20 protein-coding genes and 1 pseudogene are annotated in these 22,180 nt (G+C 69.2%); 8 read left to right on the top strand and 13 right to left on the bottom strand.

Annotation, left to right across the window (positions count from 1 at the left end; all coding sequences use genetic code 11):
- Positions 1–159 precede the first annotated feature (159 nt).
- The gene (locus GQ464_RS10185; protein WP_166978602.1) at positions 160–1,461 is read right to left on the bottom strand and encodes an aminotransferase class V-fold PLP-dependent enzyme; all 1,302 of its coding nucleotides are present in this window, start codon (positions 1,459–1,461) and stop codon (positions 160–162) included.
- Between the two features lie 136 nt (positions 1,462–1,597).
- Here GQ464_RS10185 and GQ464_RS10180 point away from each other — a divergent pair, with 136 nt between their 5' ends.
- Complete coding sequence (locus GQ464_RS10180; protein WP_166978601.1) at positions 1,598–2,659, top strand: glycoside hydrolase family 113; 1,062 nt, start codon at positions 1,598–1,600, stop codon at positions 2,657–2,659.
- Positions 2,660–2,756: 97 nt separating this feature from the next.
- Here the strand turns inward: GQ464_RS10180 and GQ464_RS10175 are convergent, their stop codons facing one another.
- Positions 2,757–3,338, bottom strand: a complete 582-nt coding sequence (locus GQ464_RS10175; protein WP_166978600.1) for a DUF3267 domain-containing protein — start codon at positions 3,336–3,338, stop codon at positions 2,757–2,759.
- A gap of 102 nt (positions 3,339–3,440) precedes the next feature.
- Here GQ464_RS10175 and GQ464_RS10170 point away from each other — a divergent pair, with 102 nt between their 5' ends.
- Positions 3,441–3,980 carry a hypothetical protein gene (locus GQ464_RS10170; protein ID WP_166978599.1) on the top strand — a complete coding sequence of 180 codons (540 nt, stop codon included), beginning with the start codon at positions 3,441–3,443 and terminating at the stop codon, positions 3,978–3,980.
- Between the two features lie 6 nt (positions 3,981–3,986).
- Here GQ464_RS10170 and GQ464_RS10165 read toward each other — a convergent pair whose 3' ends face one another.
- A complete protein-coding gene (locus tag GQ464_RS10165) occupies positions 3,987–5,438 on the bottom strand; it encodes a class A beta-lactamase-related serine hydrolase (RefSeq protein ID WP_228350182.1) in 1,452 nt (483 codons plus the stop codon).
- Positions 5,439–5,821: 383 nt separating this feature from the next.
- Between GQ464_RS10165 and GQ464_RS10160 the strand changes: the two genes are divergently transcribed.
- On the top strand, positions 5,822–7,531 hold the full coding sequence (locus tag GQ464_RS10160; RefSeq protein WP_166978597.1) for a potassium channel family protein: 1,710 nt from the start codon (positions 5,822–5,824) through the stop codon (positions 7,529–7,531).
- An 86-nt stretch (positions 7,532–7,617) separates the two neighbouring features.
- The gene (locus GQ464_RS10155) at positions 7,618–9,432 is read left to right on the top strand and encodes a glycoside hydrolase family 2 protein (RefSeq protein ID WP_166978596.1); all 1,815 of its coding nucleotides are present in this window, start codon (positions 7,618–7,620) and stop codon (positions 9,430–9,432) included.
- A gap of 31 nt (positions 9,433–9,463) precedes the next feature.
- On the opposite strand, the gene GQ464_RS10150 is transcribed toward GQ464_RS10155, so the two are convergent.
- The 6 genes from GQ464_RS10150 to moaA form a co-directional block, all read right to left on the bottom strand.
- Complete coding sequence (locus GQ464_RS10150) at positions 9,464–9,859, bottom strand: hypothetical protein (RefSeq protein ID WP_166978595.1); 396 nt, start codon at positions 9,857–9,859, stop codon at positions 9,464–9,466.
- A 39-nt stretch (positions 9,860–9,898) separates the two neighbouring features.
- Positions 9,899–10,465: a hypothetical protein gene (locus tag GQ464_RS10145; RefSeq protein WP_166978594.1), complete on the bottom strand. Its 567-nt coding sequence runs from the start codon at positions 10,463–10,465 to the stop codon at positions 9,899–9,901.
- A 120-nt stretch (positions 10,466–10,585) separates the two neighbouring features.
- Complete coding sequence (locus GQ464_RS10140; protein WP_166978593.1) at positions 10,586–10,792, bottom strand: hypothetical protein; 207 nt, start codon at positions 10,790–10,792, stop codon at positions 10,586–10,588.
- 80 nt (positions 10,793–10,872) lie between these two features.
- Positions 10,873–11,865 carry a flotillin-like protein FloA gene (gene floA, locus GQ464_RS10135; protein WP_166978592.1) on the bottom strand — a complete coding sequence of 331 codons (993 nt, stop codon included), beginning with the start codon at positions 11,863–11,865 and terminating at the stop codon, positions 10,873–10,875.
- Between the two features lie 21 nt (positions 11,866–11,886).
- On the bottom strand, positions 11,887–12,381 hold the full coding sequence (gene moaC / locus GQ464_RS10130; protein WP_166978591.1) for a cyclic pyranopterin monophosphate synthase MoaC: 495 nt from the start codon (positions 12,379–12,381) through the stop codon (positions 11,887–11,889).
- A 123-nt stretch (positions 12,382–12,504) separates the two neighbouring features.
- Positions 12,505–13,494 (bottom strand): GTP 3',8-cyclase MoaA, encoded by a 990-nt coding sequence (gene moaA / locus GQ464_RS10125; protein ID WP_166978590.1) that lies wholly within the window; start codon positions 13,492–13,494, stop codon positions 12,505–12,507.
- 166 nt (positions 13,495–13,660) lie between these two features.
- Here moaA and GQ464_RS10120 point away from each other — a divergent pair, with 166 nt between their 5' ends.
- The gene (locus GQ464_RS10120) at positions 13,661–14,977 is read left to right on the top strand and encodes a hypothetical protein (RefSeq protein ID WP_166978589.1); all 1,317 of its coding nucleotides are present in this window, start codon (positions 13,661–13,663) and stop codon (positions 14,975–14,977) included.
- On the opposite strand, the gene GQ464_RS18730 is transcribed toward GQ464_RS10120, so the two are convergent.
- Positions 14,958–15,089, bottom strand: a complete 132-nt coding sequence (locus tag GQ464_RS18730; protein ID WP_262899648.1) for a hypothetical protein — start codon at positions 15,087–15,089, stop codon at positions 14,958–14,960. The genes GQ464_RS10120 and GQ464_RS18730 overlap by 20 nt on opposite strands.
- A 77-nt stretch (positions 15,090–15,166) precedes the next feature.
- Positions 15,167–16,246 carry a DUF2231 domain-containing protein gene (locus tag GQ464_RS10115; RefSeq protein WP_166978588.1) on the bottom strand — a complete coding sequence of 360 codons (1,080 nt, stop codon included), beginning with the start codon at positions 16,244–16,246 and terminating at the stop codon, positions 15,167–15,169.
- A 483-nt stretch (positions 16,247–16,729) separates the two neighbouring features.
- Here GQ464_RS10115 and GQ464_RS10110 point away from each other — a divergent pair, with 483 nt between their 5' ends.
- From GQ464_RS10110 to GQ464_RS10100, 3 genes are all read left to right on the top strand, one after another.
- Positions 16,730–17,656 (top strand): T9SS type A sorting domain-containing protein, encoded by a 927-nt coding sequence (locus GQ464_RS10110; RefSeq protein WP_166978586.1) that lies wholly within the window; start codon positions 16,730–16,732, stop codon positions 17,654–17,656.
- A gap of 209 nt (positions 17,657–17,865) precedes the next feature.
- Entirely contained in the window at positions 17,866–18,072 is a 207-nt protein-coding gene (locus GQ464_RS10105; RefSeq protein ID WP_228350181.1) for a hypothetical protein, read from the top strand.
- Positions 18,017–18,466 carry a nucleotidyltransferase gene (locus GQ464_RS10100; protein WP_166978584.1) on the top strand — a complete coding sequence of 150 codons (450 nt, stop codon included), beginning with the start codon at positions 18,017–18,019 and terminating at the stop codon, positions 18,464–18,466. The genes GQ464_RS10105 and GQ464_RS10100 overlap by 56 nt, the downstream gene beginning before the upstream one ends.
- Positions 18,467–18,560: 94 nt before the next feature.
- On the opposite strand, the pseudogene GQ464_RS10095 reads toward GQ464_RS10100, so the two are convergent.
- Positions 18,561–18,861 (bottom strand): annotated as a pseudogene (locus tag GQ464_RS10095) (efflux RND transporter permease subunit); the annotation flags it as partial.
- Positions 18,862–18,923: 62 nt separating this feature from the next.
- Positions 18,924–22,166 (bottom strand): efflux RND transporter permease subunit, encoded by a 3,243-nt coding sequence (locus GQ464_RS10090; RefSeq protein WP_166978580.1) that lies wholly within the window; start codon positions 22,164–22,166, stop codon positions 18,924–18,926.
- Positions 22,167–22,180 lie beyond the last annotated feature (14 nt).

Below are 22,180 nucleotides of genomic sequence, written 5' to 3'. Positions count from 1 at the left end.
CACGGATGGACACGGATCGAAGATCGATCATGACGGACTGTCGGGGCACAAAGACCCATGGGTTCTGGGACGATGGCTTCATATTTTCGTTCGGGAAAAACGCGCAACGTGCAACGCGCAACGTGCAACGCGCAACGCGCAACGCGCAACGCAGAACGCTCAACCCTCCGGCAAGCCGTGGCGGAGGACGTGCTCCATCGCCTCGACGAAGCGGTCGAGCTCTTCCAGCGTCGTATACACGCTCGGGGTGATGCGCAGCCCCTCGAACTCGGGATGCTGGATGGGGGTGACGATGATGCGGTGTCGTTCCCACAGGTACTCCCCGAGCCGGACCGGGTCGATGCCTTCGATCTGGACGGTGGCGATGCCGCAGTAGAAGGCCGGCTTGCGGCTGGTGTGCAGGCGCACGCGGTCGTGGGCGAGGAGGCGTTCGGCCCAGTAGTCGGTCAGATACCGCAGGCGGGCCTCCTTGCGCCGGCTGCCGATGCCCTGGTGGAACGTGAGCGCCTCGGCCACGGCCAGGTAGTTGGCGGCCGGATGCGTGCCGATCTCCTCGAACTTGCGGATGTCGTCGTCGAGCGTATCCGGAGCCGGCGTCATCGGCCAGAGGTCGCGGATCTTGTCCCGGCGGACGTAGAGCATGCCGGTGCCGTGCGGGGCGAAGAGCCACTTGTGCAGGCTCGTGGCGTAGTAGTCGCAGTCGAGGTCGGCGTGCGTGAAGTCGAAGTGGGCGAACGCGTGGGCCCCGTCGACGATGACGGGGATGCCCTTCGCCCGGGCCATCTGCACCACCGGCTTGACGGGCAGGATCTGCCCGGTGATGTTGACGATGTGGCACATGAGGATGAGCCGGGTGCGCGGGGTGATGTGCTCCTCGAACAGCCGCACCACCTCGTCGGGGTCCTCGGCGGGGATGGGCAGGGGGAACTGGACCAGCCGGATCCCTTCGCGGCGCGCGCGTTGCCGGAAGGTGGTGATCATGCGCGGGTAGTCGTGCGTGGTGGTGAGCACCTCGTCGCCGGGCTTCAGGTCGAAGCCGAGCTGGCAGATCTGGAGCCCTTCGGAGGCGTTGCGGGTGAGGGCGATCTCCTCGGCGTCGCAGCCGAAGGCGCGCGCCAGGCGCTGCCGGACGCCCTCGCGCTGGGGCTCCAGGATGCGCCACATCGTGTAGACGGGTGCCTCGTTCGAGTAGTCGAGGTGGCGCTTCATGGCCTCCTGCACGATGGCCGGCGCCGGGCTGACGCCGCCGTTGTTCAGGTTGATGAGGCTGCGGTCCACCGTGAAAGCCTGCTGCACCTCGGCCCAGAAGTCCTCGTCCCGGGCGATCTCCTCGGGGGGACCCGCATAGCCGGCGAGCACGTCGAGCAGGCGGGGCAGGGCGGCGGGCTGGAACGTGGCGGCCACCATCGTGGCGGCGGCCGGGCGCCCGAGGGCGCCGAAGAACTGGCGACGGGTGTACATGGCGGCGACCTCCCTGATGCGACGGGCGGCGGCAAAAGGCTCCGCTTTTATCTTGCAAGTTCGCTAAATCTAACAGATTTTGCGGGCCGGACAAAACGGAGTCCGGTATCGCTGGATCCTGCCGCCGAGGTGCGCGATGACGAACCTGCGTTTTCTTCTGACGGCCGGCCTGGGCGGGGTGCTCGTGGCCGGCCTCGTCGCGGCGTTCGGATGGGCGCCTTTCCGGCAGGAGGACGGGGCCGCCCGGCCGGATGCACGGATCCGCGCCGTCACGCTCGACGCCCGCCATCCTCCCGCCGACAGCCTCCTCGACCGCCTCGCCGGGCTCGGCGTCACCCACGTCGCCGTCATCCCCTATGCGTTCCAGCCGGACCCTCAGACGCCCGCGCTGCGCCACAACCCGGACGGCCACTGGTACGCCGAGAGCGACGCCGGCATCCGTGACCTGGCCGGACGGCTCCGCGCCCGCGGGCTCGGCCTGATCCTCAAGCCGCAACTCTGGATGCGCGGCGCGTGGACGGCCGACCTTACCTTCGACTCCGAAGCCGCCTGGACGGCCTGGGAGCGCGCCTACCGCGACTTCATCCTGCACTACGCCCGTCTCGCCGCCGGGACGGACGCCGCGTTGCTCGTCGTCGGCACGGAGCTGGCCCGGGCCGTCCGCACGCGCGAGGCCTTCTGGCGCCGCCTCATCGCCGACGTGCGGACCCTCTACGGCGGTCCCCTCACCTATGCCGCCAACTGGCACGACGACTTCGAGCACGTGCCCTTCTGGGATGCGCTCGACTACGTGGGCGTCCAGGCCTATTTCCCCCTCGCTGAGACGGACAGTCCTTCCCTCGCGACGCTCCGGGCCGGCTGGGCGCCCCATCGCGCGGCGCTCGAGCGCATCGCCCGTCGCACCGGCAGGCCCGTCCTTCTGACCGAGCTCGGCTACCGGAGCGTCTCCTACGCTGCCGCCGAACCCTGGCGCTGGCCCTCTCGCGACGAGTACGGCCACCTCGCCCCCGACTTCGACCTGCAGGCCCGGCTCTTTCAGGCCTTCTTCGATGCGTGCTGGGACGCGCCCTGGCTCGCCGGCGTCATTATCTGGAAATGGCAGGCCGACCCCGGACGACGCCCCCGCGACCTCGACTTCACCCCCCAGGACAAACCCGCCGAGCAGGTCCTCCGCGCCTGGTTCCGGAGCACCGGTTGAAACGCGGGCAGCCAGCCCGCTCCGCCTTCAACCGGCTCATTGGCCCTTCTTTGCCACGAAGGCCCGGAGCGCGTTGTGGACGAAAGGCCCTGCATCCTCAACGCGCCACGCCGTCGACCTGGCAGCCGAGTTCGGTGGGGTGGTCGCGGACGAGGGTGGCGCCGTCGAGCGGGGCGAGCAGCCGGAGCATGACCGCGTCGCCGAGCGAGGAGACGAGCATGACGTAGCCGTAGAGCAGGAGCCAGCCGTTCCCGTAGAAAAGGCCGGCCAGCGCGGGGAGCACGCCCTGGAGAAGGCCGGGCACAGCCAGCACGACGCGGTAGGCCCGCGCCGTCATCGGCCGGTCGGTGTGGACGTACGCCACGCCGTCGCGCCACCGCACGCCGAACCGGATCGACCGCCACGGCACGCCGGCCGTCACCATGACGAGCGCGTGAAGCCCCTCGTGGAGGACCGCGCTCACCGCGTAGACCGCAACGAACCCCGCCACGCCGGCCGGCACCGTGAGCAACGCCGACGGCCAGTCGAGGTGGATCGCGGGCCAGCCCCAGACCAGCACGTAGGGCACGAAAAGCAATACGCCCAGGTAGACCGTCCACCGCAGTACCGGGCGGAGCAGCGCATCGAGCGGCAGGGTCAGGTCACGCCAGGCCGCTTCGGAGGGAAGAAGATCGGGCATCGGCTTGAGGATGGCGGCTTACCGGATTACCTTGTGGCGTAATGGTCCTGGCTTTTTCGCCGTGGGGCGGGATGCCTGATGCACAATCACCCCGATCAAAACATGCTTCGTCGCACGTTCGGAACGATCGTCCCGGTGCTGGTTGCCGGTTGCGTGTTCGTCGCCTGTGAGGCGGGGGACGGAGCGGCGGATCGTCTCATCGTCCCCGGGGAGCGCCTGGGACCGGTTCGGCTCCAGGCTACGCGGGCCGAGGTGCGGCGCCTGCTGGGCGAGCCCGACGGCACCTGGGTGGTGCCGAACGACAGCGGCGTGGAGCTGGACCTCTGGGGGCCTCCGGGCTCGCCGCACCTGGTGGTCTACTACCGGGACGACCGGGCGGTGCAGATCCATGCCACCGATCCCGCCTATGAGACCGCCGACGGCTTCTCCACCCGCAGCACCATCGACGCCATCCGGGCCCGGTTTGCCCCCCTGCAGGTCTTCGTCAACCCGTACGAGGAGAACACCGCCTACTATGACGCCACCGGCCAGGGCATTGCCTTCGTGGTGACGTACGCCGAGGACGTCGCGACGGGGAAGCTCCTCGGCACGACGGCGGCCGTCTTCGTCCATCTGCCGGGTACCGAGGTGCTGATCTACTGAGCCGGCTCACGGCTGCCTGAAGAGTGCCGCCCGCAGCCGTTTGATCATCCGGGCCCCGTGCTCGTTCTCCGGGTTGAGCTCGACGGACTTCTGGTAGTTTTCGAGGGCACGCCGGAGATCGCCCTGGACCATGTAGGCCTCGCCGAGGCTGTCGTACGGATTGTAGGCGTTCGGAAACATCTCGACGTTGAGCTTGAAGATTTCGATGGCGTCTTCGACGCGGCCGGTGCGCAGCAGGCGGTAGCCCAGGGTGTTGAGCATATCCTCTTCGAAGGCGACGGGCGGATAGGCGGCTTCGGCCTTCAGCTCATGGTAACGGGCGATGGCGGCGGCCACATCCTGTTTCAGGAGGACGTCGTAGAGTTCGGCCCGGATCTGGTACTGCGGGTCGTCGTAGCGGTCGTAGCCGAGCCAGTCGGCGGCGGGCTGGTCCTGGCCGAAGGTCTCCTTCAGGAGGGCGTGGAGCAGGAGCATGCCGTTGTTGCTGTTGGAGAGGAAGACGAGGCCGCGCCGGCTCCGGGGGAAGGCGATGGCGAAGGATTTGTAGCCCACGTTGTCGCCCCAGTGCCAGAAGGCAAGGTCGTCCCCGGCGGGCTGGAGCCCCCATCCGAGCCCCCACCTCATGCCCGCCTCGGCGTCGGCCTGCGGGCTGAGCATGGCCCGGTGCAGGGTGGTGCTGAGCCCTTCCCCGTTCATCACGGCGATCATGAAACGGGCATAGTCCTGCACGGTGGTGTGCAGGCTCCAGGCCGCATTGCCCACCTGCGGGACGAACTTGTCGAAGGCGACGCCGTCCTCCCGGTGCCCGGCGGCGACGGCCGGCCCGAACCGGTCCTCCCACACGAAGCTGCTCTGCGTCATGCCCAGCGGCTCGAAGACGCGCCGGACGGCGAGCACCCGGAGCGGCATGCCCGTCAGGTGTTCGACGACCTTTTGCAGGTAGACGAACCCTTCTCCGGAGTACTGGAAGCGGGTACCGGGGTCGAAGTCGAGGCGCAGGGAGTCGCCGGGGGGGCGCCAGTTCGGAAAGCCCGTCGTGTGGTTGAGCACCATACGGGCCGTGATCTTGCGGTAGCGCGGGTCGTGCGCGATGTCCGCGTAGGGCAGGTATTCGGCCAGCGGGCGATCGAGGTCGAGCGCGCCTTCGTCGACGAGCTGGAGGGTGAGGTAGGCGAAGACGGGTTTGCTCAGCGAGGCGGCTTCGAAGACGGTGCCGGCTTCGACGGGCGGGTTCGTCACGGTGCTGCGCACCCCGAAGCCCCGGGCCCAGGCGACGGTGCCGTCTTCGATCACGGCCAGCGCCAGGCCGGGGACGCCGGCGGCCGCCATCATCCCGGGCACGGTGTCCGCCAGCGCCTCGAAGCGGGCTTCCTGCGCCCACGCACGGGCGACGGGCAAGATCAACAGACCCCACAGCACCGGAACGATCAGCCGGCGACTCCACACGGCAACATTCATCACGACAGGGAGAAAATGGGAAGGGCGATTTTTCGATCCGGACTATGATACGAACCAGGCCGCCGGGGTTTCCGGCCCACGCCGTTCTGCCCTGACGCCCTCCCCTTTGCGGTTGGGGCGCCCGTGGACGTATTGTTGCGAATCCGCGGCAGGCTCAATGCTGTTTGCGCTTCGAATCCCCTTCGTGGCAAAGATCTTCGCCGGTTCCTCTCTGGCCGGTCTCCGGTTCGCCACAACCGGCGAGGAGGTGGCAGGCGTTGCGGGAAGGGCGGTCCGGTGGCCGTCATCCCGCGCCGGCCGAATCCGGCGTCGGGGGCCGAACGCCGCATCGGGTACCGGCGTTAACCCGGTGGACGGGACAGCGGGTTCAACCATCGACGTAGATGAAATTCGTCAGCACACAGCTTTCCTACTTTTTCAGCGACCCCCAGGTCCGGCGCAACGTGCGGTCGCTGCTGAAGTACCTGGCGTTTCTGGGGGTGGTGATTGCGGTCTATGCCGTGCTCTTCCACGTCATCATGCTGGAGGTGGAGGGGCAGCAGCACTCCTGGATCACCGGGCTGTACTGGACGCTGACGGTGATGAGCACGCTCGGCTTCGGGGACATCACGTTTCACAGCGACCTCGGGCGCGTCTTCAGCATCGTCGTGCTGCTCTCGGGCATTGTGCTGCTTCTGATCGTGTTGCCCTTTGCCTTTATCCGTTTCTTCTACGCGCCCTGGCTGGAGTCACAGTTGCGGATGCGCGCGCCGCGCCGCGTTCCGCCCGGCACGGAGGGGCACGTCGTCCTTTGCGCCTACGACAGCATTGCGCCGGGCCTCATCCGGCGGCTGGAGCAGGAGGGCGTTCCCTATTTCGTTCTGGAGCCGGACCCGGCGGTCGCGGCGTCCCGGCATTTCGACGGGGTGTCGGTGGTCACGGGCGAGCTTGACAGCCGGACGACCTACGAGGCGCTCCACCTGAACCGCGCCCGCCTGGTCTTCGCCAACCGGGAGGATACGACGAACACCAACCTGATCCTTACGGTGCGGGAGCTGGAGCCGTCGGTTCCGGTGGTCGCCGTGGCCAGCGAGGAAGACGCCGTGGACGTGCTACAGCTCAGCGGGGCCACGCACGTGCTGCCGCTGAAGAAGTGGCTGGGCGAGCAGCTTGCCAGCCGGGTCAATGCCCTGCACGCGCACGCGCACCCCGTCGGCCGGTACGGGGACCTGCTCATTGCGGAGTTGCCCGTGCACCGGACCCCGCTGGCCGGGAAGACGGTGCGGGAGACGCGCCTGCGCCAGATCTCGGGGGTGAGCATCATCGGCGTGTGGGAGCGTGGGCGGCTGCTGGCGGCCCGGCCGGAGCTGCGGCTGGGTTCTGCCAGCGTGCTCGTCGTCATCGGCACCGAGGAGCAGTTGAGCACCCTGGACGACCTGTTCTTCATCTACGACGTCAACCCGAACCCCGTGCTGGTCATCGGCGGCGGGCGGGTCGGGGCGGCCGCCGCCCGGGCCCTGCGCGAACGGGAGGTTCCCGTCCACCTGGTCGAGCGGGATGCCGCCGTGAGCAAGCGCGTCCGGGCCGTGTGTGACCGGGTCTTCACCGGCGATGCCTCGGACTACGACCTGCTCCGGCGCGCCGGGATTCTGGAGGCCCCGTCCGTGGTGCTGACCACGAACGACGATGCAATGAACATCTACCTGGCCGCCTACTGCCGTAAGCTGAACCCGGAGCTGCGCATCGTCAGCCGCATCACGCACGAGCGCAACCTCGAGGCCATCCACCGGGCCGGTGCCGATTTCGTCCTCAGCTATGCCTCGCTGGGCGTCGAGGCCGTCTATTCGATCCTCAAGGGGAAAGAGTTGCTCGTGCTGGGGGAGGGGATCGACCTGTTCGCGTTGCCGCTGCCCCGGTCACTTGCCGGCAAGACCCTGGCCGAGACCGGGATCGGCGCGCGTACCGGGCTCACCGTGATCGCCCTGCGGCGCAACGGGGAACTGAACACCCGCCTTTCGGCCTCGACCGTGCTCACCCCGGACACGGAACTCCTGATGCTGGGCGACCTGCAGCAGCGCCAGGAGTTCGAAGCGCTCTTTGGCAACGGACCGTGAACCGTTCCGGATGAGGGAGCGGGTGGACACGCGGCGTTTCGTTGCTTAAACTGGGACGTCCCGGCCCACCATGACCTGCATCGATCATGTTGCTTCGCCTCGCTCCGCTGCTGCTCGTCGTGGCCTCCCCGGCCTTCGCACAGGTTCCCGACAGGCTGCTCCAGAACGTCTACGCGCGCGACCCCCTGGTGCTCGACGGGCGCTGGGGCGTCGTCATCGATCCCTTCGAGACCGGCTATTACAACCACCGCTACGAGATCGCCTCCGACGGCTTCTTCCGTGACCGGAAGATGACCCGGCCCTGGGAGCTGATCGAGTACGACTTCGACGCGGGACCGGCGCTGCACGTCCCCGGCGACTGGAACACCCAGGACGACCGCCTCTTCTTCTACGAAGGCACCGTCTGGTACAAACGGGCCTTCCCCTACACCCCGGCCTCCGACCGGCGCGCCTTCCTCTACTTCGGCGCGGCCAACTACGAGGCGCACGTCTACCTCAACGGGGAACGGATCGGCCATCACGTGGGCGGCTTCACGCCGTTCAACATTGAGGTCACGGAACACCTGCGCGACGGCGAGAACGTGCTCATCGTGAAGGTGGACAACCGGCGCCGACACGACGGCGTGCCGACAGTCAACTTCGACTGGTGGAACTACGGTGGGCTGACCCGCTCGGTGCTACTCGTCACGACACCCGCCACGTTCATCCGGGACTACGTTCTCCAGCTGGACCCGGACACCCCCGAGGTGATCCGCGGGGGGGTCCAGCTGGACGGGCCGGAGGCCGCCGGCCGCCCCGTGACCGTCGCGATCCCCGAAGCAAACCTGCACCGGCGCTTCACGACCGACGCGCAGGGCTACGCTGCCGTCGAACTGCCGGCCACGGGGCTGGCACGCTGGTCGCCCGCCGACCCGAAACGCTACGAGGTGATCCTCCAGGCCGGCGAAGACACCCTCACCGACGAGATCGGGTTTCGGACGATCGAGCGGCGGGGGGAGGACATCCTGCTCAACGGCAAGCCGATCTTCCTGCGGGGCGTCAGCCTCCATGAGGAACGTCCCTTCGGCGGGGGGCGGGCCGCCACGCCGGAAGCGGCCGCCGTCCTGCTCGGCTGGGCCCGGGAGATGAACTGCAACTTCGTCCGCCTGGCGCACTACCCGCACAACGAGCACATGGTGCGCACCGCCGAGCGCCTGGGCCTGCTCGTGTGGGCCGAGGTCCCCGTCTACTGGACGGTGCAGTTCGAGAACCCGGCCGTCTACGCCCTCGCCGAGCAACAGGTGACGGAGATGGTGATGCGGGACCGCAACCGGGCGGCGGTCATCCTGTGGTCGGTGGCCAACGAGACGCCCCTCAGCGAGGCCCGCCTCGCCTTCCTCTCCCGGCTTGCCGCCACCATCCGCCGCCTCGACCCGACGCGGCTGGTCACGGCGGCCCTCGACACCCAGCGGCATGAGGAGGGCATCCTCTACATCGACGACCCGCTGGCCGGCGTGGTGGACGTCATCGGCATCAACAGCTACTGTGGCTGGTACGGCCCGGCCCTGCCGGAGGCGTGCGCCGGCCTCCGCTGGCAGTCGGATTACGGCAAGCCCGTCATCATGAGCGAGTTCGGCGGCGGGGCCCTGCAGGGCTACCACGGCACGGCACTGGACCGCTGGACGGAGACGTACCAGGCCTCCGTCTACGAACACAACCTGGCCATGCTCGACCGGATCCCCTTCCTCCGGGGCACGTCGCCATGGATCCTGAAGGACTTCCGCTCGCCGCGTCGTCCCCTGCCGCGCATTCAGGATTTCTGGAACCGTAAGGGGCTGGTGTCCGACGCCGGCCTGCGCAAAAAAGCCTTTTACCTCATGCAGGCCTGGTACCGCGACAAGGCGGCCGAATGGGGGTGGTGAGGGGTCCGTCCGGGTGGATGACCCTGCGCCGTCACGCCGGATCTTCGCCCGGCTCGCGGATCACGAGCGTGTCCGGCAGGTCGTTGCGCTGGGGGTTGGGGTTGACGAGTGGGCCGGTCAGGGGCAGCTCGAACGCCGTGACGAAGTGGGCGATGGTGGCGAACCAGAAGTCCTGCTGGAACTCGAAGAAGTCGTCGGTGAAGCCGTGGCGGGGCCCGGCATGCCCCCGGATGTCGACGTAGAAGACGCGGGGCCATCCGGGATAGGCGGCCTCGGCCTGCTTGAGCAGGGCGAAGACGTCGGAGGCGGCCTTCACGAAGTCGTCCTCCGGCTCGACGATGTGGTAGAGCGACACCGTGTTGTCGAAGTTCATGGCGATGCCGGGGGCATCGGGCTTGTTGTATTCGGGGATGAACGGTGGTTCCATGCGGGTCTGCGGGGAAGGGTTCGTCGGCGCGGGTGGCGGTCAGGGGCCGGCTTCGCGGCGGGCGAAGGCGAGGATGAGGCGCAGGTGCGTCACAAGCACGGGCACGAGGTCGAGGCGTTCGAGGCGGCGGGTGGGGGATTCCGGGAGGCGCGGGGGGCTGATACGGCCCATCCAGAGGGCCATCTTGTCGGAGAGCGCCGTGGGGCCGGGGAACTGGTTCGGGGGGAGGTGGGCTTCGTAGAAGGCCCGCATGCGCTGCAGGCGCCCCGTGACGGCTTCGGCGGCTTCCTGCAGCGCGGCGTGCTGCGTCTCGATCATGGCCCCCCCGACGAGGTAGTCGCGGTAGGTGAAGGGCAGGTCGAGCAGGGCGGGGAGGACGGCCCCGGCGAGGTCGGGCGCAGCCCGCAGGCCGACCCCGGCGGCGCGGGCCGTCGCCGTGGCGACCAGGCACAGCGTCTCCTCGGCCACCTGCTCCGGATCGGCGCCCTCCATGGCGGCCAGGGCCCGCCCGGCCAGCTCCTGGGTGGTGCTCAGGGTGCCCAGCGTGGCGAACGATACCATCCGGGCCGTGCGGGCGGGCAGGCCGGCCGGTGCATGCGCTTCCATCGGTCCTGTCGGGGGTTGGCTGCGGGAAGACGGGGGAGCGGGGCGCTCCTACCGGTAAGCCGGGTCTCCGGTTGCCGGAGCGCGCGCGTTTTCGCGGAAAAGCAACAGGCGGGACGCGCTTCAGAGGGCTTCGATCCGGGTCAGCCGCACGGGACGGCCCCATTGCTGGAGCGTCAGCACCTGTGCCGGCTCCGCCTCGAAGCGGACGCGGAGGCCGTTTTGCTGAAACGCTTCGTCCAGGTCGAGCGGCAGGTAGCGGGTGCCGTCGTCGGCCACGAGGCCGTAGAAGCCGCCTTCGATGTCGAGGTGCAGGATGGTGCCGGTCATGGGAACAGGGGGAAGGACCGCGGTCGTGTCTGCCTCCCCATACGCCGTGCCTGCCTCCGCGTTTCGGCGCCCCGCCGGGGTCACTCCTGGCCCGAGGGAGGCGTTTCGCCCCCGCCCAGGGCATCGCGCATGCGGGTGTCCGCCTGGATGTTGCGGAGGTTGTAGTAGTCCATCACGCCCAGGTTGCCCTTGCGGAAGGCCTCGGCGATGGCGAGCGGGATCTCGGCCTCGGCCGCTACGACGCGCGCCCGCTGCTCCTGGACGGCCGCGCGCATCTCCTGCTCGCGGGCGACGGCGGCGGCCCGCCGTTCCTCGGCCTTGGCGCGGGCGATCTTGAGGTCCGCCTCGGCCTGATCGGCCTGCAGCTTCGCCCCGATGTTTTCCCCGACGTCCACGTCGGCGATGTCGATGGAGAGGATCTCGAAGGCGGTGCCGGAGTCGAGGCCTTTCGAGAGGACGACCTTGGAGATGGAGTCCGGGTTTTCCAGCACGGCCTTGTGCGAATCCGCCGAACCGATGGTGGTGACGATGCCTTCGCCGACGCGGGCCAGGATGGTCTCCTCGCCGGCGCCGCCGACGAGCCGGTCGATGTTGGCGCGCACGGTCACGCGGGCGATGGCGCGGACCTGAATGCCGTCCTTCGCCATGGCCGTCACCGGCGGCGTCTCGATGACTTTGGGGTTGACCGACACCTGCACGGCCTCGAACACGTCGCGCCCGGCCAGGTCGATGGCCGCCGCGCGTTCGAACGTCAGGTCGATGTTGGCCTTGTCGGCCGAGATGAGGGCCCGCACGACGTTCTGCACGTGCCCGCCGGCCAGGTAGTGGGCCTCCAGCTGCGGCGGGCTCAGCTCCAGCCCGGCCTTGTAGGCGGTGATGAGCGGGCGCACGATCAGGTGGGGCGGCACCTTGCGCAGGCGCATGCCGACCAGGTCCCGCACGAGCCGGAGCCGCACGCCCGAGAAGAAGGCCGTGATCCACAGCCCGACCGGGATGAAGTAGAGGAAAATGATGAGGCCGAGCACGATCGCGAGGATCACGAGCAGCCCGGCAGTGCTGAGGAGTGCTTCCATCGGCCTTTGTTATGCCCGTTGTCAGGGGTTCTCGCCCTTGCGGTAGTCGCCACTCTGCCCGCCCGTCTTGGCCAGCAGGTGGATGTCGGTGATCTGGATCTCTTTCGAGACGGATTTGCACATGTCGTAGATCGTCAGAGCGGCCACCGAGACGGCCGTCAGGGCCTCCATCTCGACACCCGTCGGCCCGACGCTCTTCGTGTAGGCCCGGATCTCGACGGCGTGCTCGGCTTCGTTGAGCGTCAGGTCGACGTCGACGCCGCGGAGCAGGACGTCGTGGCAGAGCGGGATGAGCTTGCTCGTCTGTTTGGCGCCCATGATGCCGGCGATCTGGGCCAGCGTCAGCACGTCGCCCTTGCGGATCTTGTTTTCGGCGACGAGCCGGAAGGCGGTTTCCCCCAGGAGCACACGGCCGGCCGCCACCGCGGTGCGCACCGTTGCGGTTTTTTCGCCAACATCCACCATCTGCACCCCCCCGGCGGGGGTCACGTGCGTCAGCGCAGGTACATCAGTCATGACTTCAGATTCGGTCTGGGTTGACGGTCGTTCGGCTTCTCGGGGTGGATGAACGCCGCAAGATAGGAGCCTTCCGGGCGAAGGGCAAGCACCCTGCCCGCGGCCGGACGAGCCGGTTCCGGTTCATCCCCCGATCAGGATCATCGGCCGGTTTTCGGCTTTCGCAAGCGTGTGCATGCCGGCATGGGCCGCTTTTTTGCGGCGGACGGCCGCCCGGATGATCGCTCCGAGCTCGTCGTCCGTGGCGCCGGCCCGCAGGGCGTCGCGGAGGCTGACCTCGGCCCGGCCGAAGAGGCACACCTTCAGGTTGCCGTCGGCCGTGAGGCGCAGGCGGTTACATCCGTCGCAGAAATGCTCGCTCATCGAGGTGATGAAGCCGATCCGTCCCCGGAAGCCCGGCACCCGATAGGTCTTCGCCGTGGCGTTCGGCCCGTCGTCGAGCCGTTCCAGCACCGGGAAGCGCTCGCCGAGGCGGGCGAGCATGTCGCGGTAGGGCATGAAGCGGGCATCCTGCCACCCGTTGCCCGCGAACGGCATGTACTCGATGAAGCGCACCTCGATGGGCTTCGTCTCGGTCAGGGCCACGAAGTCGGCCAGCTCGTCGTCGTTGAAGCCGCGCATCACCACGCAGTTGACCTTCACCGGGTCGTAGCCGTAGGCGATGGCCAGGTCGATGGCGTGCAGGACGAGGGCCAGCCCCTGCCGGCGGGTGATGTGGTCGAACCGCTCGGGCCGGAGCGTGTCCAGGCTGATGTTGAGCAGGTTGACGCCGGCGGCGTGCAGGCGCGGGAGCTTTTTGGGCAGGAGGAGGCCGTTCGTGGTGAGGGCCAGCGTCCGGAGGCCGGGGAGCGCGCCGAGGGCTTCGACGAGGGCCTCCATGCCGGTGCGGACGAGCGGCTCACCGCCGGTCAGCCGGATCTTCTCGACCCCGGCACGCACGAAAAGCCGGGCCAGGCGCTCGATCTCCTCGAAGGTGAGGATCTCCTCGCGCGGGCGCAGCGGGACCCCCCCGGCCGGCATGCAGTACCGGCAGCGCAGGTTGCACCGCTCCGTCAGCGAGATGCGAAGGTACGTGTGCCGGCGGCCGAAGGTGTCGGTGAGCAGGTCGGTCATGGCGCCTTTCCGGACGAGAGGCGACGCCCCGTGCGTCGCTCTTTCCCTTCTACGCGCGGCCCATCGTACGTTCCGCGCCGGGCGAATCAAACCGGGAGCGTGACCGTACATCCGGCCGGTGCGGCTATGCAGAAAGCCGCGCTGTACCAACCAACCGCACGGACGGATGCGTCGTTCACGTGTTCTCGGGCTGTGGGTGATCCTGGCGACGGGGCTGGCCGGTACGCTGCACGCGCAGGTGCCCGAGCCGACCCTGCGCCGGGGCGTGCTCCACGTCATGGACTGGCCCGCCGCACTCCTGGCGGAAGGCCGCACGCTCGAGCCGTGGGCCGGCCTCGACCTGCTGCCTTTCCTCGACACGCTCGCCCTCGAATATGCTTACGGCGTCGAGGCGGGACGCCCGGCCATGACTTTCACCCTCTGGTGGGTCCCCGGCGACGAAGCCATCCTCGACGGCCGCCGCGTGCCGGCCGACCGCCTGCCCGCCGGCGTGCGCCTGACGGCCCTGGACCTCCGCGCCGGCGTCTATGCCGGCGGCCGCCGCGTCACCGAACTCGTCGTGTCGGTGGACAGCTTCGCCCTCGAACCCGCCCCGTTCGTCTACCGCTTCGACGGCCTCGACCTGGACTGGGCCACCCTCTTCGCCGACGTACCGGCGGACACCGCCCGGTGGCTCTTCGAGACGGGCTTCGAGCTGCGCGAGCCGGAGATCCTCCGCATCGCCTTCGCCGAGCACGTGCCGCCGGAGCGCGAGCCGGAGGTGGTCCCGCGGCCGCCGGCCCGCACCACGGTCTACATCCCGGACCGGACGATCTGGATCGTGATCCGCACCGGGCGGCCCTACCCGCGCGTGGCCACCGGCCCCCGTCGCCCGCGCGGCGACACCATCGGCCGCACCGACCCCGCTCCCTCGGACCGCACCCGCAGCCGCCCCCGCGACGATGCGGACGACGACCCGGACGAAGGCGAGAAAAAGGGCGGCCACGCCGGGCGCGACGGCAAACGCGGCGGCCTGCTCGACGGCCCGGGCAAAGGGAAGAAGGACGACGACGATGACGACGAGCAGCTGCTGCCGGCGGCGCTTGCCGGAGCGGCGGCCGTGGGGCTCATCGCCGTGGCGGGCGGGACGGCCGGCTACTTCGGCCACGAACGCGCGCCGATCGGGCTGGCCTCCGGGTTCGTGCGGCCCCGCTGGGGCGGGCTGTTGCAGGTGGCCGTCAACGGCGCCGTCCTCGGCGCGGGCGACGAGCCGGAGCGCCTGGTGGGCACGCTGTTCTTCTTCTTCGACGCCTTCGACGCCCCCGTGCAGCCCGGCGTGGGACTGGGCATCTGGGCCGAGGAGGACGGCGACGACATCCACCTCACCTCCACACTCTCGCTCGGCGCCGTGGCCCGCCTGGGCTTCGTGCTCGTGCAGGGCGGCTACGACCTGGTCGAAGGCGGCGTGCAGTTCGGGCTGGCCTTCACCTTCCGCCGGCCGTGAGGGCCGTCACAGCAGCCCGGCGCGGCGGGCGGCATCGCGGAGGAGAAGGCACACACGCCTCCCGATCATCGGCCGGGAGATCGAGCGTGCGGGCGAAATAGTAGGTGCTCATGAGCGTCTCCTGGCTGGTTACATGGACGTGCGCGACGAGTTGGTGTACGACGGGCGGGGCGGGAGGCTCCGGCCGCCTCAATGGTCGTGGCCGGCGTCCTGTGCGGGGCGGAGGTTCTGCACGGTGAGGTGGTCGAGGAGGACGGTGCCGGTGCCGTCGAGGCGGAGGCCGGCGGGGCCGGGGGAGGGGGCCGGGCCGTGCCCGTGCACGACGAGCCGCCCGTCCACGTAGGCGCGGAAGTGGGTGCCGTCGGCCACCACGCGGAGGGCCAGCCAGGCGGAGGGGGCCAGCGGGGCCTCGTCCATCACCTCCTCGCGGCCGCCGGCCACGCGCCCCTGCCGGATGTGCCCGTCTTCGAGGGCCACGAAGTGGTGGTTCTGGGCGTCCTGCCAGTGGTGAACGAACCGGAATGCGCCGGTGAAGTCGTCGAGGTGCACGGCGAGGTCGGCCTGGAGGCTGCCGATCGGTTGTTGGTGGAGGAAAGTGACGGGGCCGGAAGCGGCTTCGAGGGCGAGCACGTCGCCCCGGGGCCCGCCGTCGACGAGGGCGGTGTGGAGGGCGTCCGGCGGGCCCTCGGGCCAGGCGAAGCGGGCCTTCCATGCGGCGGCCCGGGCGGGCTTCCAGGCCCAGCCCCCGTCGCCCGTGGGCACCGGGCCGGCCGTGGTGTCGGCGGGGAGGACGAGCGGGGCGGCCGGTTCGGCGGCGGCCCGTACGCCCACGCCGTACGCGAACACCAGTTCGGCGCCGTGCTCGCCCGTCTCGTAGAGCAGCACCAGCCCGCCCGCGCCCACCAGGAAGAGCGCCCATGCAACGGCAGGTGTCGCCGTGCGGTCGAAGCGGTGGGCGACGAGCCGCACCACGGCGTAGACGCCGAAGAACCAGACGGTCCACAGCGCCAGGTCGGCGTGCTCGGTCAGGACCGGGTTGGCCGCCGCCGGGGGAAGCACGCTGTCGGCGGCGGCGCGCCCGCTGAAGAAGGCGGCTACGGCCCCGGCCGCACCCAGGACGAACAGCGTGGTGGCCCCCCGCCGCCAGAAGGGGTTCGTGCGCAGCAACAACCCGGCCGCGTCGAGCAGCACGGCCGTGCACAGCAGCGCGATGGGGAAGTGGACGAGGAGCGGGTGCACGTTCGGTGCCCATTCGGGGAGCAGGTCCATATGGGGCTACGGGTGGATGCAGTGGAACGATCACGGCAAAACCTACGGCATCGGCCGGCGCCTTACAAGGGGCCGTGGCGCAAGGCGCGGGGCGGCCCGGATCGGCAGGGGGCCTGCGGGTTGCTGTCCAGCTCGCTTCGTGCAGGAAAAGGCTATCCAACGGTATGATTCAAAGGAGGGCATGGTGTTGGTTTTTGGGGTATCGTTTGTTGCGATTTGCGCAAAAGGCTGTAGATAAGAAGCGTAGTGTTGGCTATCGTGGAGATCATTATTGGCGACCCATTGCCCGACGCCACCACCGCGTAGCCGCGGATCTGGACGCGTTGCACGTCCCGTCAGCCCGGGCTCTCCAGAACAAGGGGCGCACCCGTGAAGCCCGTCCCTGGCCAAAGAAAGAACCCTTTTCAACGACCGGCTCCGGCCAGTTCGAGGAGACACCCGAAGTACATCACCCACCCGTTCATTGCTTTCGCGGAGGACGCCATGCGTATCGTTTCGCTCGTCCTGGCCCTGTTCGTCGCCGGGGTCGCACCCGCCCGGGCACAACCCATCCCCGACACGCTCGACTGGCACCGGTACTACCCCCTCGAGGTCGGCAACATCTGGGTCTATGGCGGCCTCGACGCCCACGTCCGCACGATCGTAGGAGATACGCTGGTCCGGGGCCGGCGGTACTTCATCCGCCGCGATTCCGTCCCGGCCGTCGGCACGGTGGGCCCGTTCGTCGACACCCTCTACGTCCGCTACGACACCGCCGGCACCGTGGTGACCGTGCGAGACCCGGCGGCCGACACCCTGGCCGCGCCGTTGCCCCTGAACGCCTGGGAAGACGCCCCGGACTTCCTGGCGCACTTCGACATGCGCGCGGCCTTCGGCGACACGCTCTACCACGTGCCGCCCGACACGCTGTACTTCGTTCGGGGAGGCTACAACGAGCGGCTACGGATCGGCAACGAGGTGGTGGAGACCGCCGCGCTGAAGTGCTTCGTCGCCGCCGGCCCCGTATTGCACGAGGCGTGCTATGCCGCGGACATCGGCCCGGTGCGGACCGGCAACCTGTTCGGCGCCGAACTGACCTATGCCCGGGTGGGCGGGGTCACGTACGGAAACGTGCCGACACCGGCGGAGGCGGCGGACGTGCCTGCGCCATGGGGCATCGAGGCGATCTATCCGAACCCGTTCCGGGACCACGCGACGGTCGCCTACCGCCTGCCGGCACCGTCGCCCCTCACCGTGGAGGTGTTCGACGTGCTCGGCCGGCGGATCTGGCGGGAACGGCTGCCCGTGCAGGCCGCCGGGCGCGGCCGGTATGTGTTGCACGCCCGCGCCTGGCCGGCAGGACGCTACTTCGTTCGCCTGACCACCCCACACGGAGCCCAGGCAGTACGACCGGTGGTGATCGACGGGTAGCCCGGCGCCGGGGCGGCGAGGCAACATCGCCGCATGCCCGGTCCCCACGCCGGCCGTACACGGGCGGGTGGAGACGAGGGCACCCCTTGTGCGGGACGTGCTCCGGGCGTATGCTTGAGCGAGATGCGGCGGCAGTCCTCGCCTTACCCGCTCCGGACCCCCCGCCGCTCGTGCCGAGTACAAAGCACGGCACACATGGAGGAAACAGAATGAACCGGGAAGAAAAAAGGCGGGTGCTCCGGGTGAAGCGGTTGCATGATGAGGACTGGGAAGACGATCTGCTTCAGACGACCGCAGCCGAACGCCTGGCGATGGTCTGGCCGCTGACGGTCGATGCCTGGACCTTCCTCGAGGGCACCCTTGCTCAATCCCGACTACAGAGACATATTGTCCGCCTTCAGCGACGAGAAGGTTGAGTTCCTGCTCGTGGGGGCGTATGCGCTGGCCGTGCACGGACGTCCCCGGGCCACGGGAGACATCGACCTGTGGATTCGCCGCTCCGAAGAAAACGCACGCAAGGTTCTCCGGGCCCTGACGACCTTTGGTGCGCCCATATCGGGCCTGTCTGAAGCAGATCTCACGGCGCCGGACATGGTGTTTCAGATCGGCGTTGCGCCCCGGCGGATCGATATTCTGACAACGATCAGTGGCGTCGAATTCGACGAGGCATGGGAGGCACGTGAAGAGGTCGAGATCGAGGGGCTTCGTATTCCCGTGATCAGCCGGCAGCACCTGATACAGAACAAGCGATCGGTGGGGCGTCTGAAGGATGCGGCGGATGCGGAATGGCTGCAGAGGAAGCCGGAATGAGCCACGTTCCGCCCCGTGCCCCGAGGAAGTCGGCGGAGCACGCGAGGACGAAAGCATTCCTCCCTTACCCTTAGCCCCCCTTTCCCTACCGGCCTCAGGTGGCGTCGTCGCCCGGGGCGGGGGTCGACCGCCGGCGCAGGGCGTAGTCCTTCCAGAGGTAATGGATCACGGGCAGCACCACAGGGTCAGCACGGTGGAGGTGACCATGCCGCCGATCATGGGGGCGGCGATGCGGCGCATCACCTCCGAGCCCGTGCCGTGCCCCCACATGATGGGCAGCAGGCCGGCCATGATGGCGGTGACGGTCATCATCTTGGGCCGCACGCGCTCCACCGCCCCTCGACGACGGCCTCGTAGAGGTCGCCCAGCGAGCGCATCTGCCTGGTGCGCCGCCGCCGGGGCGGCGAGGCAACATCGCCGCATGCCCGGTCCCCACGTCGGCCGGCACGGGCGGGCCTCACCGCCCGCCCGGTGCGGGGACGGCCACCCCGGCGGCAGCCTCCTCGGGGAGATCGTCGCCGGCGGGCGGCGTGAACGTGCGGCGCAGCTGGAAACCGCGCACTACGGCATAGAGCGCCGGAATGACGACGAGCGTCAGCAGCGTCGAACTGACGAGCCCGCCGACCATCGGCGCGGCGATGCGCTTCATCACCTCGGAGCCCGTCTCGGTACCGACCATGATCGGGAGCAGGCCGATAAGGGTGGTGAAGACGGTCATCAGCTTGGGCCGGACGCGATCCACGGCCCCCTCTTCGAGCGCCTGGTGCAGCCGCGCCCTCGAGGTGAGACGCCCCTCCCGCCCGTACCGGCGCACCGCCTCGTCCAGGTAGACCTGCATGACGATGCCCGTCTCGGCGGCCAGGCCCGCCACGGCGATCAGGCCCACGCCGGCGGCCAGGCTCCAGTTGAAGCCCAGCCAGGCCATCAGCCAGACCGCGCCCACCGCCGCAAACGGCAGGGTCACCATCAGGATCAGCGTCTCGGTCAGGTTGCGGAAATGCAGGTAGAGCAGCAGGAAGATGATCGCCAGCGTCAGGGGCACGAGCACGCCGAGGCGCCGGTTGACCCGCTCGATGTACTCGAACTGCCCGCTCCAGCGGAGTGAATAGCCCGGCGGGAGGGCCACCGCCTCGGCCACCACCCGGCGGGCCCGCTGCACGTACGAGCCCACGTCCACCCCCTGCTCGAGGTCGACGTAGACCCAGGCGTTCGGGCGGGCGTTCTCGCTCTTGATCATCGGCGGCCCCTCGACCAGGCGGAAGCGGGCCAGCTGGCCGAGCGGCACCTGTGCCCCCGAGGGAATGGGCACGAGCACGGCCCGCAGGGCGGGCAGGTCCTCCCGCAGCGCGGGCGGGTAGCGGACGTTCACCGGGTAGCGCTCCAGCCCCTCGACCGTCGTCGTCACGTTCATCCCCCCTACGGCCATGGCGACGACGTCCAGCACGTCGTCGGTGGTCAGGCCGTAGCGAGCCGCCTCGAAGCGGTCGACCTCGACGTCGAGGAACGACCCGCCCACGGTCCGGTCGGAGAAGACGGAGCGGGTGCCCTCAAGCGGGCGCAGCACGGCCTCGATCTCCCGGCCGAGACGTTCGAGCGTCGTCAGATCCGGCCCGGCCAGCTTGAGCCCGACGGGCGTGCGGATGCCGGTGGCCAGCATGTCGTTCCGGTTGCGGATGGGCTGCGTCCAGGCATTCGAAAGGCCGGGGAGCCGGAGCGCCCGGTCCATCTCCTCGATGAGCCGATCCTTCGTCATCCCCGGCCGCCACTGGTCCGCCGGCTTGAGGCGGATGGTGGTCTCGACCATCGAGAGCGGGGCGGGGTCGGTGGCCGTCTCGGCCCGGCCGATTTTCCCGAAGACGTTCTCCACTTCGGGAAAGCGCTTGAGGATGCGGTCGGTCTGCTGGAGGATCTCCCTTGCTTTCTGGGGTGAGACGCCGGGCAGCGTCGTGGGCATGTAGAGCAGGTCCCCCTCGTCCAGGGGCGGCATGAACTCGGACCCGATCTGGGGGAAAGGAACATACGTGGTGCCGAAGAGCAGGCGCTGCACGGGCAGGAGCGAGCCGGCGAGCAGCACCAGGCTCACGCCGAGCACGAGATACGGGTGCCGGAGCGTGCCGCGGATGACCGGGCGGTATGCCCGGATGAAGAACTGCGCCACCGGGTTGCGCGCCTCCGGCCGGATCTTCCCCCGGATGAACACCACCATGAGCGCGGGCACCAGCGTCACGGCCAGGAGCGAGGCGGCGGCCATCGCAAAGGTCTTCGTGAGCGCCAGCGGGCGAAACAGCCGGCCTTCGACCTGCCCCAGGGCAAAGACCGGCAGGAAGCTCACCGTCACGATCAGCAGGGAGAAGAACAGGCTCGGCCCGACCTCCCGGGCGGCATCCAGCACCACACGCACGCGCTCCTCCCGCTCCGGTGCCCGTCCCAGGGCCGCCCGGGCCCGCTCGAGGTGCTTGTGGGCATTCTCGACCATCACGAGCGACGCGTCGACCATGACGCCGATGGCGATGGCGATCCCCCCCAGGCTCATGATGTTGGCGTTGATGCCCAGGTAGTACATCACAAGCAGCGAGACGAGGATACCCACGGGCACGCTGACGAGGGCGACGAAGGCGCTGCGGGCATGCAGCAGGAAGACGAGGACGATGAGGGCCACGACGGCCAGCTCCTGCCACAGCTTCGTCGTCAGCGTACCGACGGCCCGCCGGATGAGGGCGGAACGGTCATACTCGGTCGTGATCTCGACGCCGGGAGGCAGCCCCGGCCTGAGCTCTTCGAGGCGGGCCTTGACCCGGTCGATGACGCGCTGCGCGTTCTCCCCGTAGCGCATCACCACGATCCCGCCGACGACCTCGCCCTCGCCGTTCTTCTCGGCGATGCCCCGCCGGATCTCGGGGCCGAGGCGGACGGTGGCCACGTCGCCGACGGTGACGGTCGCGCCGTCGCGCGTCTTCAGCGGAACGGCGCGGATGTCGTCGAGGCCCCGCAGGTAGCCCCGGCCGCGCACGAAGAACTCCCGCTCGCCGAGCTCGAGCAACCGCCCGCCGACATCCCGGTTGGACGCCCGGAGCTGCTGCCTCACGTGCGCGAGCGGAATCCCGTAGGCGGCCAGCTTCTGCGGGTCTACGACCACCTGATACTGCTTCACAAAGCCCCCCACCGTGGCCACTTCGGCGACCCCTTCGAGCGATTGCAACTCGTATTTGAGGAAGAAATCCTGGAGCGAGCGCAACTCGGCCAGGTCGGTCCGCCCCGTCGTGTCGACCAGGGCGTACTGGTAGACCCAGCCGACGCCGGTGGCATCCGGGCCGAGCGCCGGCCGCACGCCCTCGGGCAACTGCCCGGTCACCGTGCTCAGGTACTCCAGCACCCGGCTGCGGGCCCAGTACATGTCGGTGCCGTCCTCGAAGATGACGTAGACGAACGAGGTCCCGAACATGGAGTAGCCCCGCACCGTGCGGGCGAAGGGAACGGCGAGCATGGCCGTGGCCAGCGGGTAGGTCACCTGCTCCTCGACGATCTGCGGGCTCTGACCGGGGTATTCGGTCTTGATGATCACCTGCACGTCGGACAGGTCCGGGAGGGCGTCGACGGGGGTGTTCAGCGTGGCCCATACGCCGAGACCGGCCACGAGCAGGGTCGTCAGGAGGACGAGCAGCCGGTTCTCGGCGCTCCACGCGATGAGACGTGCCAGCATGGTTCTCTGCAACG

The organism is Rhodocaloribacter litoris, from assembly GCF_011682235.2.
Lineage (GTDB): Bacteria > Bacteroidota > Rhodothermia > Rhodothermales > ISCAR-4553 > Rhodocaloribacter > Rhodocaloribacter litoris.
This window is presented reverse-complemented; position numbering and strand designations above follow the sequence as displayed.